This window comes from Klebsiella sp. X1-16S-Nf21, from assembly GCF_002837615.1.
In the GTDB taxonomy this organism is placed as follows: Bacteria; Pseudomonadota; Gammaproteobacteria; order Enterobacterales; family Enterobacteriaceae; genus Klebsiella; species Klebsiella variicola.
In genome coordinates this window covers 1-18441 of sequence record NZ_PJDK01000033.1, presented here as the reverse complement: position 1 = coordinate 18441, position 18441 = coordinate 1, and the positions used below count along the sequence as shown (strand labels likewise).

Here is an 18441-nt window from a genome sequence, read left to right as displayed (position 1 = left end):
ATTTCATTTTTGTACAAAAAGTAACGTTCATTTCATAGTGGTGACTCAGGCCGCAGACGCTGTCGCCGAACGGTGTTAGCGTATTCTGCCGTTGAGAGGAGCCCGCCATGGACTTAGAAAATATCTTTCGTGACGTGAAGCTAAGCAAAACGGAAATGACCGTGCTGCGCTTTATTCAGAACGACCCGGAGCAGTGTATCCGCCAGGGAGTCCGCGCTGTGGCCGAACAGTGCTACAGCAACCCCTCTTCGCTGGTCCGGCTGGCGAAGAAACTGAAGTTCAGCGGCTGGCTGGAGCTGGTCTATTTCATCAAGTTCAATATCACCATGCCGAAGCTCGATGTCACCAACGATATCGACTACATGAGCGTTCAGCCGGAAGAAGCGCTGACGCCGCTGCTGGCAAGCCTTAAACAGCAGCGCATCCTGATCCACGGCAGCGGCTTTTCGCAGCTAATCGCCCAGTATATTTACAACAAGTTCCTCGTCACCGGCGTGAATGCCAGCCTGGCGCTGTGGCCCGATTATGAAATCCTCGAACAGAAAAACGCCGCCCGCTTCGACTCCATCTGGATCGTTTCTAAATCCGGGCGCAGCAGCTCGGCGCTTAACTGGGTGAAGGCCCTGGAGGGGAAGGAGATTAATCTGGTCTGCTTTACCGGCGACTATCAAAGCCCGCTGGCGCAGGCTGCGGATACGGCGTTTATTATTCACGACCCGCAGAAGTTCGACGATGATATTTACTGGAGCAACCCGTTTTTCGGCTACTGCATCTTAGGCTTTGAGCGACTGTTGAAGATGTGGTTTACCAGCCTACGTAGTAATAGTTAGCCCCCGCTAAGCGCGACGCGAGCGGGGGGAGTTCCCGGATGGCGGCTGGCGCCTTATCCGGGCTACCGGGTGATGCGGCAATTTTGCCGGGAGGCGGCTTACGCCTGACCCGGCCTACATAAAACACAAACCGCTCCGTTCGTAGCCCCGCTAAGCGCGGTGCGGGCGGGGGGAGCTCCCGGATGGCGGCTGGCGCCTTATCCGGGCTACCGGGTGATACGGCAATTTTGCCGGGTGTCGGCTTACGCCTGACCCGGCCTACATCAAATACAAACCGCTCCGTTCGTAGCCCCGCTAAGCGCAGCGCGAGCGGGGGAGTTCCCGGATGGCGGCTGGCGCCTTATCCGGGCTACCGGGTGAGACGGCTATTTTGCCGGGTGGCGGCTTACGCCTGACCCGGCCTACATCAAACACAAACCGCTCCGTTCGTAGCCCCGCTAAGCGCGTCGCGAGTGTGGGAGTTCCCGGATGGCGGCTGGCGCCTTATCCGGGCTACCGGGTGAGACGGCTATTTTGCCGGGTGGCGGCTTACGCCTGACCCGGCCTACATCAAACACTAACAGCTCCGTTTGTAGCCCCGCTAAGCGCGTCGCGAGTGTGGGAGTTCCCGGATGGCGGCTGGCGCCTTATCCGGGCTACCGGGTGATGCGGCTATTTTGCCGGGTGGCGGCTTACGCCTGACCCGGCCTACATCAAACACAAACCGCTCCGTTCGTAGCCCCGCTAAGCGTAGCGCGAGCGGGGGGGAATCCCATCGGCAATGCGGGTTACTGCCAGGCGGCGAATTGCTCATCGTCGAGATAGGCTTCGACCAGGGTTTTCGCCAGCGAATAGGAACCGATCAGCGGGTGCGCCATCAGCGCCCGCACCGCCAGCGATTTATCCTGCTGCAGGATTGCCGCCACCGCCAGCCGCTCATACTCCTTCACGCAGGAAATCATATTCTTCTGCGCCGTCGGCACCTTCACCGGCGTCACCGGCTTGAGGCCATCCCGGCTCAGGTCGCAGCTGATCTCGATCACGTCGTCAGGGCGCAAAAAGTCGAGCGTGTCGTGATTCTGGATCGATACCACGATACGCTTGGTGGTGGTGCTGTTCACCGCTTCCAGGATATCCAGCGCCACCCCGGCATAGCCGCCGGTGTCCGGCTCTTCGATAAACTGGCGCAGCGTCAGCGGTTCGCGGGTGTGGAATTTTTCCTGCTGCGACTCATTCTGCATATAGCTGTTTTCCCGGCGCAGGTAATGCCGCATCCAGATGGTGAAAGCGGCTTCCGGTTGCGTTCTGGCATCCACAGTGCGCAGCGCTTCGCGCATCTCCTGATTGATACGGGCGATCTGCTCTCCGCGCGTCTCGCCGGCTTCCTGAATCGCCTTCAGCGCCACCTCTCGATAGTAGTAATAATAGAGATATTCATTGAGGAGCTGATTATCGCAAAGCCGCACCAGCTCCGGGGAGAAGTACTGCATCGCCGTCTTCTGGTACAGTTCCGGGCTGGCGATCAGCCGTTCGGTTACCTCTTCCCCGCGTACGGTGAAGTGGGTAAACCATGAGAAATGGTTCAGCCCATAGCATTCCACGCTGAGGTCGCGTTCTTCACAACCAAGGATCGCCGGCAGTTCACGAATCAGCTCGGAGGGAGCATCGCAGATCCCATAGACCCGGCGCTTAAAACCGGACTTGATGATCGCTTCCGTCACCAGGCCTGACGGGTTGGTAAAGTTAAACAGAATGGCGTCTTCGGCGGCATGTTCTTCGATCAGCCGGCAATAGCGAAGGATCGCCGGGATCGAACGCATGGCCATCGCGAAACCGCCGGCGCCGGTGGTCTCCTGGCCGAGGGTGTTATGCTGAAGCGCAATGCGTTCGTCGCGAATACGGCTTTCGTCACCGCCAACCCGCAGGGTGGTAATGATATAGTTGGCATCCTGCAGCGCTGCGATCGGGTCGGTAGTGGTACTAAACTGAATATCCGGGCGAATAGTATTAAATACATAGCGGGCAATTTCGCCAAATATCGCCAGATTATCAGCAGAGTTATCGAGAAAAACCACTTCTGTTAAACCAATGCGGTGAGCGTTATAGGCCAGAGATTTCGCTAAAAATGCAGTGCGAACGCCGCCCCCGCCTAATACGGTTAATTTCATACAAACTCCTCATTAATTTTCTGCTAACCAGTTATCAACCCGGGAACGTACCTGTCCCACTTTGACGCCATAAATAACCTGAACTTCATTACGATTTCGTACGACGCCGTTGGCGCCGGTATTTTTTAATTGCGCGTCATCAACCCGCGCCATATCGCGCACGGCCACGCGCAGACGAGTAAAACAATTATCGACGGAGAGAATATTCTCCTTGCCCCCGAGGCCGCGGATAATGTCATCGGTGACCGACTGCGGTTGCGAGACTTTCTGGCGGTACTCTGCTTTGCTGTAAAGCTTCACGTTCTCGTCATCTTCCCGGCCCGGCGTTTTCAGATTCAGCTTCACCACCAGGGTGCGGAAAATCACGTAGTAAACGGCGAACTGGCCGATACCAATAAGGACATAGCCCGGCCAGCGCGTTAAGGAGACCGGCAGCGGCAGGTTATAGATCAGAAACTCGATCAGGCCCGATGCTCCCCAGGGACGTACGGTGAAAATGTCGCAAATGGCCTGCGAGGCGGCGGTTAACGTCGCGTGGATCACCCACAGCAGCGGCGAGACAAACAAGAAGGTGAACTCGATCGGTTCGGTGATACCGGTCAGCATCGAGGTGATGATCGCCGGCAGCAGAATCGCCTTCGCCATCACTTTCTTCTCCGGTTTCGCGGTGTGGTAGAACGCCAGCGAGGCGCCCGCCAGGCCAAAGATAGTGGTCATCCCTTGCTGCGAAAAACGTAATGCGTCGTTCATGACCGGCGTCAGGTCGGGGTGGCGCATATAGGCGAGGAAAATGGCCTGGGTCCCGGAGACCACCTGACCGTCCACGTTCAGGGTGCCGCCAATCTGGGTGAGCTGGAAGGGGGACCAGACGAAATGGTGCAGGCCGGTGGGGATAAGGAATTTTTCAAAGAAACCATAGACGAAGACCCCGGCGACCCCGGCATTTTTCATAAAACCGGTGAGCGCGGAGATGCCGTGGGTCATAAAGGGCCAAATCCAGGTAAAGGCGATGGCGTAGAAGATAACCACCGGCGTCATCGCCACCAGCGTCAGCTTGGCGCCGCCGTACATCGACAGCGCGCCAGGCAGCTCAATGGCAGAGACTTTATTGTGCACCCACGCAATCGTGCAGCCGAGAATAATGCCCAGGAAAACGCCCATATCCACCACCACAAAGCCCAGCAGCTGGGTTTGCCCGGTGCCATAATATTCACCGTTAATTTTTTCGGCGAGTCCGTGGGTGTGTTCCAGCCAGGAGTGGTTGGCGCCAAGAAACATAATGAAGCACATCACTGCAACCAGCGCGACTTCGGTTTTTTTATCCTTTGCCAGGCCATAGCTAATGCCGACGCAAAATAATAAGCCGAGGTTGCCAAATAAAGGCCAAAAGGTGTCGCCGAGCATTTGCCCAAGCTGATGTAAGAAACTGGTTTCAGCAATTAATGTCGGATTAGTTAATACTGAACTGAGGGCCAGAATTAAGCCAATGACCGGCAAGAACAATACGGCGCCGATCATGGCCCGGGAGAATTTTTGCATATTCTCCAGAATACGCTGACGTATTTCAGGCATGATTGATCCTTTTATATTTTTGTAGGTACAGGGAGCGGTTTTTTATCGACTTCCAGTAATTTGGTTATAGCAATTCTGATATTTGAAAGGAACCTGTTGCGCTAAATAGGTACAGATAGCCGCGTATTGCACACAGGTTTCAGGACTCGCACCCTAACCCCCTCCCTGAAAGGGAGAGGGAGTGGCCAGAGCGGAGTTTGCCGGAAAGCATGCCCTCTCCCCGTGGGGAGAGGGCCAGATAAGGGGGGGGGGTTACTGCGGCGCGGCGGGGGCGGGGCTGACCTCGCCGTTGCGCATGATTTGCGCCACCTGCTGTTTCTCCATATTCACGGCGCTGAGCTGCCCGTTGACCGTCGGCTTGAGCGGGGCATCGGCCTGCACGCTGCCGCTGGCGGTCAGCTGGAGATTGCCATCCCCGCTTATCGGTAGCGACGGCCAGCCCCAGGCCTGCAGAATATTCAGCGGCACGCCGCGGCCGGTAAAGCTCAGATTGACCTGGCGCTGCGGCAGCTGGGATACCGCGGCGGTGGCCTGCAGAATGCCGCGCTCGGTGAAGGCGCTAAGCTCAGTGATATTGACCGTCGACGCTGTCGCGCTCAGCTTGAGTGACGGGCGGCGCACGTCGATCCGGTTAAAAGTCGCCGCCGCGGCGTTCAGCGTCGCGCTGCCGTTCCATACTCCCCAGTTGCCGTTTTTCACCAGCTGTAGCTCGCCGCCATAGCCATCGAGGGCGGTAATTTGCCACGGGAAGGCAGGATCCACATCGATGATCAGGTTACGGCTGGCGCTGAATTTTTTCAGCGTCAGGCTTTGCAGCCAGGCTGGCATCGGCGCCATCCACAGCTGTTTCCAGTTCGCCGGCAGCGTGTACTCCAGTCCGGCGAAGGCGGTGTCGTCGAGCACCAGCGCGTTACCAGCGCGCAGCCAGTTGCCGGAGGTGCGCACCATGCCGCCCTCCCAGCGCGAGGAGAACTGGCGCAGCGCAATGCCCTGGGGAGAGAATTCAGCATTCAGAATCGGGTCGAAGAAGTGCAGCGAGCCGTAGATAAATTCGCTGGCGTTCATCGACAGCGTGCCGTCCTGGCTCTGCCAGCCGCCGTGGCTGAGCGTCAGGTTGCGCAGGCTCAGGTCGAGGTCGGTTACCGCCCAGTCCGGCCCCTGCAGGCGGGCGTCGGTGATATCCAGGCGGCCAATCTGCAGAGAGGGGACCGTGGTTAACGGCGCGAAAAACTCGGCCAGCGAGGCGGGGCTCTGCAGTCGAATCTCATTGAGCTGGAGGTTATCCACCAGCCAGCTGCCGTCGGCGCTGCGTTTCGCATTGCCGGTTAAGGTGCCGCGGGCGACATCGGCGCCGAGGGTGGAGAGGGTCACTTCACCCTGATCAATCCTGCCCTGAATCAGAACGTTGCTGGCTTCGACGCCATTGAGCGTCATCGAGCCCGCGCTCATCTGGATCTGCGCCGTTTTCCCCAGCACATTGCCCGCTTCCGGCGTCCATGGACTGACGCCGCCGGTGACGCGCTGCGCGCTGAGCGCCCAGCCGGTTTCCGGGCTGTTGAAAGCCATGTTGCGCAACATCAGCCGGTCGGCAGCGAACGGCAGGCCGGCAGAGTGGGGTGACAGATTCAGAGTGCCGTCGTTAAGGACTATCTCATCCGCATGCAGCGGATCGCTAAACTGGCGGGTGCTGAAGCCAATATCGACCGTTTTTGCCACCAGGGTGGCCGGCTTGCCTTCCCGGCCAAAGGTGACGTTTTGCAACTGCACATGAAGAGGGGAGGAGAAATCGTGTTCCATCGCATCGAAGGAGACCTGCCAGCCGGTGCCATTGCTGAGCCAGGCGCTGGCCTGGCGGGCGCCCCAGTGGGTTTGCAGCAGGAACCACGCGCCAACAATGACGAGCAGCAGAGCGACTAGCAGCCAGAGAATCAGCTTTCCAAGAAATTTCATGGTCTTCCATTCTGTGAGATGCACATCACCGTGTTATGCCCGATTTAGGCGCACTTCTCAAGGCGGGCGTGGTTTATTTCCGTGATGAGGCAGGTCGTGGAGAGCGTCCCGGCCAATGGCGCGACCGGGAGCGCGTCAGATCAGGCTTTTTCTGGCGGGAAAATTAAATTCAGAACAATCGCTGTGATACCGCCGGCGGCAATCCCCGAAGAGAGCAGGTTTTTCAGCCAGTCTGGGGCGAACTGCAGGATCAACGGCTGCTGCGACACGCCGAGGCCCACCGCCAGCGACAGGGCGATAATCAGGATCGCCCGACGGTTCAGCGGCTCACGGGAGACGATGCGCACGCCGGACGCGGCAATGGTGCCGAACATCACCAGCGTGGCGCCGCCGAGCACCGGCTCAGGGATGTGCTGCACGAAGCCGCTCACCGCCGGGAACAGACCGAGGACGATCAGCATCAGGGCGACCACGAATCCGACGTAGCGGCTGGCAACGCCGGTCAGCTGGATCACGCCGTTGTTCTGGCCGAAGCAGGAGTTCGGGAAAGTGTTGAAGACCGCGGAAACAAAGGAGTTCAGGCCGTTAGCCAGCACGCCGCCTTTCAGGCGCTTCATATACAGCGGACCGGAAACCGGCTGTTCGGAGACGTCCGAGGTGGCGGTGATATCGCCGATGGTTTCCAGAGAGGTGATCATAAACACCAGCATCAGCGGCAGCAGCAGGCTCCAGTCGATGCCGAGACCATAGTAGAGCGGCGTTGGCACGGTGATGAGGCTGCTGTTGGTCGGGGCGGTATTGGCTGGCAGCATATCGAGGAACCATGCCGCCAGATAGCCCGCCGCCATGGCAATCACCAGCGAAGCAATGCGCAAATAGGGATTACGCTGGCGGTTGAGAATAATGATCAGCGCCAGCACGATGCCCGCCAACAGCAGGTTCTTCGGCGCGCCGAAGGTGTGGTCGGCCATCGCCGCGTAGCCGCCGCCGATGGAAGTCAGTCCGACCTGAATCAGCGACAGGCCGATAATCATCACCACCACGCCGGAGACCAGCGGGGTAATGATGCGGCGCGCCAGGTGCAGGACGCGGGAGAGCACCATTTCCGTGCAGCTGGCCAGCATCAGGGTGCCGAACAGGGCGGCCATCATGGTGGGGACGTCGGCGCCGCCGGTTTTCAATGCGGTACCGCCCATGATCAGCGGGGCGACAAAGTTAAAGCTGGTGCCCTGGATGGAGAGCAATCCGGAGCCGACCGGGCCCCAGGCTTTGATCTGAATAATAGAGGCGACACCGGAAGCGAACAGCGACATGCTGATGATATGTTGGGTATCTTGCGCCGGGAGACCGAGAGCCTGGCAGATTAACAGCGCTGGAGTGATCACCGCGACAAACATCGCCAGCAGGTGCTGGAAGGCGGCGAACAGGGTTTGCGGTAGCGGTGGGCGATCTTCGAGGCGGTAGATTAATTCGCTAGCTGATTTATGCGCAACCGGTTGCGCATTTTCTGACTCTGCGGTGTTAACGGACATCACAAGCAATCCCAAGGTGGCAAAGCGGGAATTTTATCGGACTGTAGACCAAAAGCAAACGTTTGCCAGCATTTGGTCATAAAAATTTATGCCGTGAATATGCGCAACGAGGTTATTAACATTTTGTATGCTAAATCGCATCATTAAGGATACAAAATATCTTTTTCTGTCATTTTTTCCGCCGTTCTGCGTAAAATCCCCTTCTGACTCCTCATGATGAGAAGCTAAAGACACCAGGAATTACGTCGCGTGTGAATGGATCATGCGCCCATAAGGAGCTTTTTATGTTTCACCTCGATACCTTATCGACGCTCGTTGCCGCAACGCTTGTGCTATTGCTCGGCAGAAAACTCGTGCAAACCGTTCCCTTCCTCAAGAAATACACCATTCCTGAACCTGTTGCCGGCGGTTTGCTGGTAGCGCTGGCGCTGCTGGTGCTGAAGAAAAGCATGGATATCGAAATTGATTTCGATATGAGTCTGAAAGACCCGCTGATGCTGGCGTTCTTCGCCACCATCGGTCTTAACGCCAACCTCGCCAGCCTGCGGGCCGGCGGCAAGGTGCTGGGCACTTTCCTGATCGTGGTAGTTGGCCTGCTGCTGTTGCAGAATGCCCTCGGTATCGGCATGGCGACGCTGCTGGGGCTGGATCCGCTGATGGGCCTGCTGGCCGGGTCGATTACCTTATCCGGCGGCCACGGCACCGGGGCGGCGTGGAGCAAGCTGTTCGTTGAACGCTATGGTTTTGCCAACGCCACCGAAGTGGCGATGGCCTGCGCGACTTTCGGCCTGGTGCTGGGCGGCCTGATCGGCGGCCCGGTGGCTCGCTACCTGGTGAAGCACTCTTCCTCTCCGGACGGCACTCCGGACGATCAGGTGGCGCCAACCGCCTTTGAAAAACCGGACGTGGGGCGGGTAATCACCTCGCTGGTGCTGATCGAAAGTATCGCCCTGATCGCTATCTGTCTGACGGTGGGCAAGGTGGTTGCGCAACTGCTGGCGGGCAGCGTCTTCGAGCTGCCGACTTTCGTCTGCGTGCTGTTTATCGGTGTGATCCTCAGCAACAGCCTGGCGCTGGCGGGGTTGTATCGGGTGTTCGATAGGGCGGTATCGGTGCTGGGCAACGTCAGCCTGTCGCTGTTCCTCGCCATGGCGCTGATGAGCCTCAAGCTGTGGGAGCTGGCCTCGCTGGCGCTGCCGATGATTATTATCCTGGCGGTGCAGGCGCTGGCGATGGCGCTGTATGCGGTGTTCGTTACCTACCGGATGATGGGCAAGAATTACGATGCCGCGGTGCTGGCGGCGGGCCACTGCGGGTTTGGTCTGGGCGCAACGCCGACGGCGATTGCTAATATGCAGGCGATTACCGACCGCTTTGGCCCGTCACATATGGCCTTCCTGGTGGTGCCGATGGTGGGAGCGTTCTTTATCGACATCGTCAACGCACTGGTGATTAAGCTATACCTGCTGCTGCCAATATTTGGCTGATAAAAAACCCGGAGGCGGTGCTGCGCACCTGTCCGGGCTACAAGATCGTGCTGTTTGGGGTTTTGTAGCCCGGCTAAGGCGTTTACGCCGCAAGCCGGGAATACCTCCACAATATTACGCTTCGTCGTGCTCTTCCCACGCTAACGCGCGTTTCACCGCTTTCTTCCAGCCGCTGTAACGATAGTTACGCTCAGTGGTTTCAATCCCCGGGCGGAATTCGCGCTCAATCACCGCTTTCTCCTGCAGCTCGTCCAGATTCTGCCAGAAACCGACCGCCAGACCCGCCAGATAGGCTGCGCCCAGCGCCGTCACTTCGCGTACTTCCGGACGCTCGACACGGGTGCCGAGGATATCGGACTGGAACTGCATCAGGAAGTTGTTAGCCACCGCGCCGCCGTCCACGCGCAGGGCGTGCAGACGAATGCCAGAGTCTGCCTGCATCGCCTCCAGCACATCGCGGGTCTGATAGGCGATGGACTCCAGCGTCGCACGGATAATGTGGTTGGAGTTCACGCCGCGGGTGAGGCCGAAAATCGCGCCGCGGGCATACGGGTCCCAGTATGGTGCGCCAAGACCAGTGAACGCGGGTACCACGTATACGCCGTTGGTATCCTTCACTTTGGTGGCGAAGTACTCGGAATCGAAGGCATCGCTGATGAGCTTCATCTCGTCACGCAGCCACTGAATGGACGCGCCGGCCATAAACACCGCCCCTTCCAGCGCGTAGTTCACCTCGCCGCGCGGGCCGCAGGCGATGGTGGTCAGCAGACCGTGGGTGGAGGTAACCGCTTTTTCACCGGTGTTCATCAGCATAAAGCAGCCGGTGCCATAGGTGTTTTTCGCCATCCCTTCTTTGACGCATAGCTGGCCGAACAGGGCCGCCTGCTGGTCACCGGCGATCCCGGCGATAGGGATACGGGTCCCGCCTTTACCACCGATGTTGGTCTGGCCGTACACTTCGGAAGACTTGCGCACTTCCGGCAGCATGGCGCGCGGAATGTCCAGCGCGTCGAGCATTTTGTCGTCCCAGTCCAGCTCGTGGATGTTGAATAGCATGGTACGTGAGGCGTTGGTGTAGTCGGTAACGTGCACGCGGCCCTGGGTCATCTTCCAGATAAGCCAGGTGTCAACGGTGCCGAACAGCAGCTCGCCGCGTTTCGCACGTTCACGGGAACCTTCGACATGGTCGAGGATCCATTTTACCTTGGTGCCGGAGAAGTAGGGGTCCACCACCAGGCCTGTGGCCTTGCGGATATACTCTTCCATCCCGTCACGCTTGAGCTGCTCGCAGATCTCCGCGGTACGGCGGCACTGCCAGACGATGGCGTTGTAGATGGGTTTACCGGTCTCACGCTCCCACACCACCACGGTCTCACGTTGGTTGGTGATGCCGATGGCCGCGATCTGATCGGAGTTGATATCCGCTTTGGCCAGCGCTTCGACCAGCGTTGAGCTTTGGGAAGCCCAGATTTCCATCGGGTCATGTTCGACCCAGCCTGGCTTAGGATAAATTTGTTCAAATTCTCGCTGGGAGACGCTGACGATATTGGCATCATGATCCATCACAACGGCCCGGGAGCTGGTAGTGCCCTGGTCAAGCGCAACGATATATTTTTTGTCGGTCATAGTCGGTGTCCCGTAGTCAGATTACAGCGAAGCTTTATGTTGAGTGGTGGAAGAGGAGGGGCTCTGTTGCTCTTCATCCACGCAGGTGTCGCAAGGCAGGTGACGGCCAATCAGCTTACGATAGCTGAATGCGCCCAGCGCCGCGCCGACCACCGGTGCGCACAGCGGCACCAGGAAATAAGGAATATCTTTGCCGCCGGTGAAGGCGACGTCGCCCCAGCCGGCCAGCCAGGCGAAAGCTTTCGGGCCGATATCACGCGCCGGGTTCATGGCGAAGCCGGTCAGCGGTCCCATGGAGGCGCCAATCACCGCAATCAGCAGGCCGATCAGCAGCGGAGCAAGCGGGCCGCGCGGCACGCCGTTGCCATCGTCGGTCAGCGCCAGGATGACGCCCATCAGGATAGCGGTAATCACCATCTCTACCGCGAAGGCCTGCACAAAATTGATATGCGGGTTCGGATAGGTGGAGAAGATGCCGGCCAGATCGAGGCTTTCTACGCTGCCGCGGACCATATGGTGGGTAGTTTCATAATCGAGGAAAAGATTGTAGTAAAGCCCGTAAACTAATGCCGCAGCGCAAAAGGCGCCAGCGAATTGCGAAATGATAAAAGGGACCACTTTGCGGCCATCGAAGCAGGCGAACAGCCAGAGTGCGATAGTTACCGCAGGGTTAAGGTGCGCACCGGAGACCCCAGCGGTCAGGTAGATCGCCATGGCGACGCCCAGACCCCAGATGATGCTGATTTCCCATTGCCCGAAGCTGGCTCCCGCGACCTTGAGCGCAGCCACGCACCCAACGCCGAAAAAGATCAACAACCCGGTACCGAGGAACTCTGCGATGCACTGGCCTTTTAAGGTTGATGTTTGGCTCATAATCGAATCCTGAAGCGTGGTGATGATTATTGTATGTAGGGTGGTCACAGACGACCATATTGCCATGTAGGCATAGTGTTAATTTATCGTTAACGAGCAAAAACGAGAAATATCGAACTTCAAATGTGTGTACCGCGTCAAGAAAATGAGCGTTTTCGCGCCATCCGCGCGCATTGAGACCGGTGCCGGAGCGTTTCACCTCGCATTTTGTTAACCATAAAATTAACAATGTCCCATGAAGTACGAGCGAACTGCGCTGAAAGCACCAGGTAAAGACTGAAAAGTGTTGCAAACCGCAATCTGCGCGGCTTGCCGCTGGACAGGGGCGGCGGGGATTCATACAATCGACGATAACACCGCTATGTGCGCTAATTTTCGTTAAGGCGGGACCGCGTATACGAAACACGAGTTTCTATCAACGCCTTGCAAGTTCAGGAGAGGTATGACGATGTCATTAGAAGTGTTTGAGAAATTAGAATCTAAAGTTCAGCAGGCGATTGATACCATCACTCTGTTGCAGATGGAAATCGAAGAGCTGAAAGAAAAGAACAACACCCTGGTTCAGGAAGTTCAGAGCGCGCAGCATGGTCGTGAAGAGCTGGAGCGCGAAAACAGCCAGCTGAAAGAGCAACAGCAGGGCTGGCAGGATCGCCTGCAGGCGCTGCTGGGCCGTATGGAAGAAGTCTAATCGCTTCGCGCCCTCTCCCGCCCGGGAGGGGGCAATCCTTATTCACCTCTTTATATCCACAAGTTATAGCCAATCTTTTTTTATTCTTTAATCATTGAATCGCTTTCTGGCACGCTTAGCCCATCACAACACACATAAAGAGAGCGGTGCGATGAATAAGTGGGGCGTAGGGTTAACTCTGTTGCTGGCATCCGCCAGCGTTCTGGCAAAAGACATTCAGCTTTTAAACGTTTCTTATGATCCAACGCGCGAGCTGTACGAACAGTACAACAAAGCGTTTAGCGCGCACTGGAAGCAGGAGACCGGCGACAACGTGGTGATCCGCCAGTCGCACGGTGGTTCTGGCAAACAGGCGACCTCAGTGATTAACGGTATTGAAGCGGATGTGGTCACACTGGCGCTGGCCTACGACGTAGACGCCATTGCTGAACGCGGCCGTATCGATAAAAACTGGCTGAAACGCCTGCCGGATAACTCCGCACCGTATACCTCAACCATCGTGTTCCTCGTCCGCAAGGGCAACCCGAAACAGATCCATGACTGGAACGACCTGATCAAACCGGGCGTGTCGGTCATTACCCCGAACCCGAAAAGCTCCGGCGGCGCCCGCTGGAACTATCTGGCAGCCTGGGGCTATGCTCTGCATCAGAATCACGGCGACCAGGCCAAAGCCCAGGAATTCGTCAAGGCGCTGTATAAAAACGTGGAAGTGCTGGACTCCGGCGCGCGTGGTTCGACCAATACCTTCGTAGAACGCGGCATCGGCGATGTGCTGATTGCCTGGGAAAACGAAGCGCTGCTGGCGACCAACGAACTGGGCAAAGACAAGTTTGAAATCGTGACCCCGAGTGAGTCGATTCTGGCTGAGCCGACCGTCTCTGTGGTCGACAAAGTGGTGGATAAAAAAGGCACGCGCCAGGTGGCGGAAGCGTACCTGAAGTATCTCTACTCGCCGGAAGGCCAGGAGATTGCGGCGAAGAATTTCTACCGCCCGCGCGATCCGAATGTGGCGAAGAAATATGCTAACGAGTTCCCGAAACTGAAGCTGTTTACTATCGATCAGGAGTTCGGCGGCTGGACGAAAGCGCAGAAAGAGCACTTCTCCAACGGCGGCACCTTCGACCAGATTAGCCAGCGTTAATCCTCTTGTCCCTGCTTGCGCTACGCTTAGCAGGGCTACAGTTCTGCTTCGTCTGGTAGCCCGGGTAAGGCGGAACGCCGCGACCCGGGGAATCCCCGGCTTTCTCTGCGCTTAGCCGGGCTACTATTTGCACCGTCCGTAGCCCGGGTAAGGCGTCAGCCGCTACCCGGGATAACTCCCCGCCCGCCATCTGTTTTCATTTAGTCATCAAATTACGTTACTCTTCCGCTTCAGGCTTAACAGGGAATGAAAATGAGAAGAGTAAGATACTTTTTGCTGGCGCTGCTGGTGGCGATCCTCGCGGCGCTGGCGGGCGGCTACTACTGGCTGCACTCCGGCAACCCGGACGCATTACGCAAGATTGTCCTGCAGCAGTGCGTACCCCATCAGCAACAGCAGCAAAACCCGTCGCCGTGCGCGGAAGTGAACCTCAAGGGCGGCTATGTGCTGTTTAAAGACCGTAACGGCCCGCTGCAGTATTTGCTGATGCCGACCTACCGCATTAACGGCACCGAAAGCCCGCTGCTGCTGGACCCGTTGACGCCGAACTTCTTCTGGCAGGCCTGGCAGGGACGTGAAATCATGAGTCAGCGTCACGGCGCGCCGGTTCCTGATAACGCGATATCACTGGCGATTAACTCGCGCAGCGGACGCACGCAAAACCATTTCCATATTCATATCTCCTGCCTGCGCCCCGATGTGCGCGCGCAGTTAGATAAGGATGCGGGCGCGGTCAGCAGCCGCTGGCTGCCGCTGCCGGGCGGGCTTCAGGGCCATGAATACCTGGCGCGCCGGGTGACGGAGGCCGAACTGGCCCAGCGCAGCCCGTTCCTGATGCTGGCGGAAGAGGTGCCGGAGGCGCGCGAACATATGGGACGCTTCGCGCTGGCGATGGCGCAGCAGAGCGACGGCTCGCTGGTGCTGCTGGCGACGGAGCGTAACCTGCTGACCCTGAACCGGGCTTCAGCGGAAGAAATTCAGGATCATCGCTGCGCCATTCTTAACGCAAGCCACTAGTTCTGGCGTTTACCTGTCTTACCTGTCGTCGTATTCTTGCTGAAAAAAACGACAGGAGACAGGCATGTCGCTCTGGCTTACCCACCCGCTGTTCCTTCCTTCATTGATTGTCGGCGTCACCATTGTGCTCTGGGCGACGTCGCTGCTGCCGGAATTTATCACCGCGCTGCTGTTCTTCGCAGCGGCGATGATGGCGAAAATCGCTCCACCGGAGGTGATCTTCGGCGGCTTTGCCTCTTCGGCGTTCTGGCTGGTGTTCAGCGGCTTTGTGCTCGGTATCGCGATCCGTAAAACCGGGCTGGCGGACCGGGCGGCGCAGGCGCTGTCTGCGCGGCTCACTGACTCCTGGCCGCGGATGGTCGGCAGCGTGGTGTTGCTGAGCTACGCGCTGGCGTTTGTCATGCCTTCCAACATGGGACGTATCGCGCTGCTGATGCCGATCGTGGCGGCGATGGCCCGCCGCGCGGGCATTGTCGATGGCAGCCGCGGCTGGTTCGGCCTGGCCCTGGCGGTGGGGTTCGGCACCTTTCAGCTTTCGGCGACGATTTTGCCCGCTAACGTGCCAAATCTGGTGATGAGCGGCGCGGCGGAAGGCTCGTACGGTATCCATCTGAATTATGTTCCCTATTTGCTGCTGCATACGCCGGTGCTTGGCTGGCTGAAAGGGGCGGTGCTGGTGGCGCTGATTTGCAGGCTGTTTCCCGGCAAGCCGCATCCACCGCGTGACCTGGCGCCGCTGCCGCCGATGAGCCGCGACGAGAAACGTCTGGCGTGGCTGCTGGCGGTAGTCCTCACGCTATGGGTGACCGAGAGCTGGCACGGCGTCGGCCCGGCGTGGACAGGCCTGGCGGCGGCAGTGGTCACGCTGCTGCCGCGGGTGGGCTTTATCAACGGTGAGGAGTTTGCCAGCGGGGTGAATATGCGCACCTGCATTTATGTTGCCGGGATTCTGGGACTGGCGATCGCCGTTACCCAAACCGGAATTGGCGGTGCGGTGGGCAATGCGCTGCTGCAGGTGATGCCGCTGGATAAAGACAATCCGTTCACCAGCTTCCTCGCCCTGACCGGGATAACCAGCGCGCTGAACTTTATTATGACCGCCAACGGCGTGCCGGCGCTGTATACCACTTTTGCGCAGAGCTTTGCCGACGCGACCGGTTTCCCGCTGCTCAGCGTGATCATGATTCAGGTGCTGGGGTATTCCACGCCGCTGCTGCCCTATCAGGCGTCGCCGATCGTGGTGGCGATGGGGTTAGGCAAGGTCCCGGCGAGGGCGGGGATGCAACTGTGTCTGGCGCTGGCGGCGGTGAGTTATCTGATTTTACTGCCGCTGGACTACGCGTGGTATCAGCTGTTGGGGAAACTGTAACGGCAAAAGAAAGCCCGGCTTGCGCTGTGCTAAGCCGGGCTCCCACGTTTTGTCAGTCACCCCGGTCGCGTTTCGCCACCGGGAAAAGCGAATTACGCTTTTTTCGCTGCTTCTGCTGCTTTAACGATCACCGCGAAAGCGTCAGCTTTCAGGGAGGCGCCGCCAACCAGCGCGCCGTCGATGTCCGGCTGGGTGAACAGCTCTGCTGCGTTGCCAGCGTTAACGGAACCACCGTACTGGATGATCACTTGCTCAGCGATTTTCGCGTCAGCTTTAGCAATGTGGTCACGGATGAATTTGTGCACCGCCTGAGCCTGAGCCGGGGTCGCGGATTTGCCGGTACCGATAGCCCATACCGGTTCGTAAGCGATAACCACGCCTTCGAAAGCGGCAGCGCCCTGCGTTTTCAGCACGGCGTCGATCTGACGTGCGCAAACTTCTTCGGTTTTGCCCGCTTCGTTTTCGGCTTCGGTTTCACCGATGCACAGTACCGGGGTCAGACCCTGCTCTTTCAGCACAGCGAATTTCTTCGCGATCAGCTCGTCGGATTCTTTGTGGTAGGTACGACGCTCGGAGTGGCCGATGATGATGTACTGTGCGCCGATATCTTTCAGCATTTCGGCGGAGGTTTCACCGGTGAATGCGCCGGACAGGTTCACGTCAACGTTCTGCGCGCCCAGGTGAATGTGGCTGCCTTCTGCCGCACGTTTAGCCAGGTCCAGATACATTTCCGGCGGGGCGATGGCAACTGCACAGCCGCTTACGCCAGCCAGCTCGGTACGCAGGTTCGCAACCAGTTCGTTTACCATGTGGCGGCTGCCGTTCAGTTTCCAGTTACCCATCACTAAAGGATGTCGCATTTTAATTCTCCACGCTACTTAAGCGAATTAAGGAATATAGCCGCCCCAGAGGGCAGCATGGTCTGTGAAACAGTATAGAGACTCGTCACTGGAAAGGCTTTGCTTTTTGTCATTTATTGTTGCCTTCCAGCGTTTCAGATAACGCCAGCTTAATCGGTTCAATGGCGAAGGTCAGACCCTTTTCGCCATGATCTGCCACCACATAGCGTACAGCGCCTTCGGTATCGGCAAAGTAGCGTTTGCCCTTGCCGGCGGTCAGCAGTTTCTGCAGCTTTTGCTGGCTTTGCGCCGGGCTAAGGGTGGGGACAAAGGCGCGGATCATGGCGCTCATATACTCCAGCGCTTTGGCTTTCGCCGCCTTTTGCTCCGGCCCCTGGATCGGCAGCCAGGTGATCTGCATGGATTTGATCTTCAGCGTGCCGCGCTCCAGCGCGGTCGAGGCATAGAGATTTTCATTAATTTTGCTGGCGGCGCGGGTCAGATTAGCCTGATCCCGGCTGGTGGCGATGGAACGGAATTCGTTCAGGGGCAGCTTCGGGTTATCGGCGTTAAATTTTTCCCGGAACTGGCTGATCGACAGGTCAAAACTCGGGGCGCCAGAGAGCAGATAGGGCGCCGCTGTCGCCGATTCGCTTTCTGCGGACAACGCGTGCGGGCCGACGGTCAGGCCCATCAGCCCACTTAAACACAAGATTGTCCACTTCTTCATGCCCGTCGTTCCTTTTTTTGCCTGCTGACGATTAAATCGGGAAGCGCGGCGCTTGTCAAAAAGTCACGACGCCAGGGTAAACTACGCAGACGATGATGATAAGGAAAAACGCATGACCCTACAGCAGTGGTTATTCTCAATTAAAGGGCGCATTGGCCGCCGCGATTTCTGGATCTGGATTGCCATTTGGCTGGTGACCATGAGCGCCCTGTTTACCCTGGCAGGCAGCAATCTTCTCAACCTGCAGACGGCGGCGTTTATTATCGTCTGCCTGCTGTGGCCGACGGCGGCGGTGGTGGTCAAGCGGCTGCACGATCGCGGCAAATCCGGACTGTGGGCGCTGCTGATGATTCTGGCGTGGATGCTGCTGGCGGGGAACTGGGCGATGCTGCCGCAGGTCTGGCAGTGGGGCGTCGGGCGCTTTGTGCCGACGTTGATTATCGTCATGATGTTGATCGACCTGGGGGCGTTTGTCGGCACCCAGGGCGAGAATAAGTTCGGCAAGGAGACCCAGGACGTGCGCTGGAAAGCGGACGCCTGATTACCAGTAGTGCTCCGCTGTCATATGGCCCGGCCGGCGACGCAGATGTTTGGTCATCTGCCGGGTCTCTTTTAACAGCTGTTGGGTATCGCGCACCAT

15 protein-coding genes and 1 pseudogene are annotated in these 18441 nt (G+C 58.1%); 7 read left to right on the top strand and 9 right to left on the bottom strand.

What is annotated here, in order from left to right:
* Nucleotides 1–107 precede the first annotated feature (107 nt).
* On the top strand, nucleotides 108–830 hold the full coding sequence (locus tag CW267_RS16060) for a MurR/RpiR family transcriptional regulator (RefSeq protein WP_012967042.1): 723 nt from the start codon (nucleotides 108–110) through the stop codon (nucleotides 828–830).
* Between the two features lie 767 nt (nucleotides 831–1597).
* Here CW267_RS16060 and CW267_RS16055 read toward each other — a convergent pair.
* The 4 genes from CW267_RS16055 to CW267_RS16040 form a co-directional block, all read right to left on the bottom strand.
* The gene (locus tag CW267_RS16055) at nucleotides 1598–2977 is read right to left on the bottom strand and encodes a glycoside hydrolase (protein WP_100781158.1); all 1380 of its coding nucleotides are present in this window, start codon (nucleotides 2975–2977) and stop codon (nucleotides 1598–1600) included.
* Between the two features lie 12 nt (nucleotides 2978–2989).
* The gene (locus CW267_RS16050) at nucleotides 2990–4549 is read right to left on the bottom strand and encodes a PTS transporter subunit EIIC (protein WP_048268330.1); all 1560 of its coding nucleotides are present in this window, start codon (nucleotides 4547–4549) and stop codon (nucleotides 2990–2992) included.
* 252 nt (nucleotides 4550–4801) lie between these two features.
* Complete coding sequence (locus CW267_RS16045; protein ID WP_050887391.1) at nucleotides 4802–6499, bottom strand: AsmA family protein; 1698 nt, start codon at nucleotides 6497–6499, stop codon at nucleotides 4802–4804.
* Between the two features lie 140 nt (nucleotides 6500–6639).
* Nucleotides 6640–8031 (bottom strand): nucleobase:cation symporter-2 family protein, encoded by a 1392-nt coding sequence (locus tag CW267_RS16040; protein ID WP_008806808.1) that lies wholly within the window; start codon nucleotides 8029–8031, stop codon nucleotides 6640–6642.
* Between the two features lie 284 nt (nucleotides 8032–8315).
* Here CW267_RS16040 and gltS point away from each other — a divergent pair, with 284 nt between their 5' ends.
* Nucleotides 8316–9518, top strand: coding sequence for a sodium/glutamate symporter (gltS, locus tag CW267_RS16035; protein WP_012967046.1), 1203 nt, complete (start codon nucleotides 8316–8318; stop codon nucleotides 9516–9518).
* 114 nt (nucleotides 9519–9632) lie between these two features.
* On the opposite strand, the gene glpK is transcribed toward gltS, so the two are convergent.
* A complete protein-coding gene (glpK, locus tag CW267_RS16030) occupies nucleotides 9633–11144 on the bottom strand; it encodes a glycerol kinase GlpK (protein WP_008806810.1) in 1512 nt (503 codons plus the stop codon).
* Between the two features lie 21 nt (nucleotides 11145–11165).
* Nucleotides 11166–12017 carry an MIP/aquaporin family protein gene (locus CW267_RS16025; RefSeq protein ID WP_012967047.1) on the bottom strand — a complete coding sequence of 284 codons (852 nt, stop codon included), beginning with the start codon at nucleotides 12015–12017 and terminating at the stop codon, nucleotides 11166–11168.
* Nucleotides 12018–12459: 442 nt separating this feature from the next.
* Between CW267_RS16025 and zapB the strand changes: the two genes are divergently transcribed.
* From zapB to CW267_RS16000, 4 genes are all read left to right on the top strand, one after another.
* A complete protein-coding gene (gene zapB, locus CW267_RS16020) occupies nucleotides 12460–12705 on the top strand; it encodes a septal ring assembly protein ZapB (RefSeq protein WP_008806812.1) in 246 nt (81 codons plus the stop codon).
* A 151-nt stretch (nucleotides 12706–12856) separates the two neighbouring features.
* Nucleotides 12857–13846: a sulfate ABC transporter substrate-binding protein gene (locus CW267_RS16015; RefSeq protein ID WP_002922936.1), complete on the top strand. Its 990-nt coding sequence runs from the start codon at nucleotides 12857–12859 to the stop codon at nucleotides 13844–13846.
* A gap of 246 nt (nucleotides 13847–14092) precedes the next feature.
* Nucleotides 14093–14863, top strand: coding sequence for a CDP-diacylglycerol diphosphatase (locus CW267_RS16005; protein ID WP_162499948.1), 771 nt, complete (start codon nucleotides 14093–14095; stop codon nucleotides 14861–14863).
* A gap of 64 nt (nucleotides 14864–14927) precedes the next feature.
* Nucleotides 14928–16232: an SLC13 family permease gene (locus tag CW267_RS16000; RefSeq protein ID WP_008806814.1), complete on the top strand. Its 1305-nt coding sequence runs from the start codon at nucleotides 14928–14930 to the stop codon at nucleotides 16230–16232.
* Nucleotides 16233–16324: 92 nt separating this feature from the next.
* Here CW267_RS16000 and tpiA read toward each other — a convergent pair whose 3' ends face one another.
* Both tpiA and CW267_RS15990 read right to left on the bottom strand, forming a co-directional pair.
* Nucleotides 16325–17092, bottom strand: a complete 768-nt coding sequence (gene tpiA, locus CW267_RS15995) for a triose-phosphate isomerase (protein WP_002922909.1) — start codon at nucleotides 17090–17092, stop codon at nucleotides 16325–16327.
* A 109-nt stretch (nucleotides 17093–17201) separates the two neighbouring features.
* Nucleotides 17202–17801, bottom strand: a complete 600-nt coding sequence (locus tag CW267_RS15990) for a YiiQ family protein (RefSeq protein WP_008806815.1) — start codon at nucleotides 17799–17801, stop codon at nucleotides 17202–17204.
* 112 nt (nucleotides 17802–17913) lie between these two features.
* On the opposite strand from CW267_RS15990, the gene CW267_RS15985 reads away from it, so the two are divergent.
* Nucleotides 17914–18342: a DUF805 domain-containing protein gene (locus CW267_RS15985; RefSeq protein WP_004173894.1), complete on the top strand. Its 429-nt coding sequence runs from the start codon at nucleotides 17914–17916 to the stop codon at nucleotides 18340–18342.
* Here the strand turns inward: CW267_RS15985 and CW267_RS15980 are convergent.
* Nucleotides 18343–18441, bottom strand: a pseudogene (locus CW267_RS15980) (ferredoxin--NADP(+) reductase); the annotation flags it as partial. It lies immediately after the preceding gene.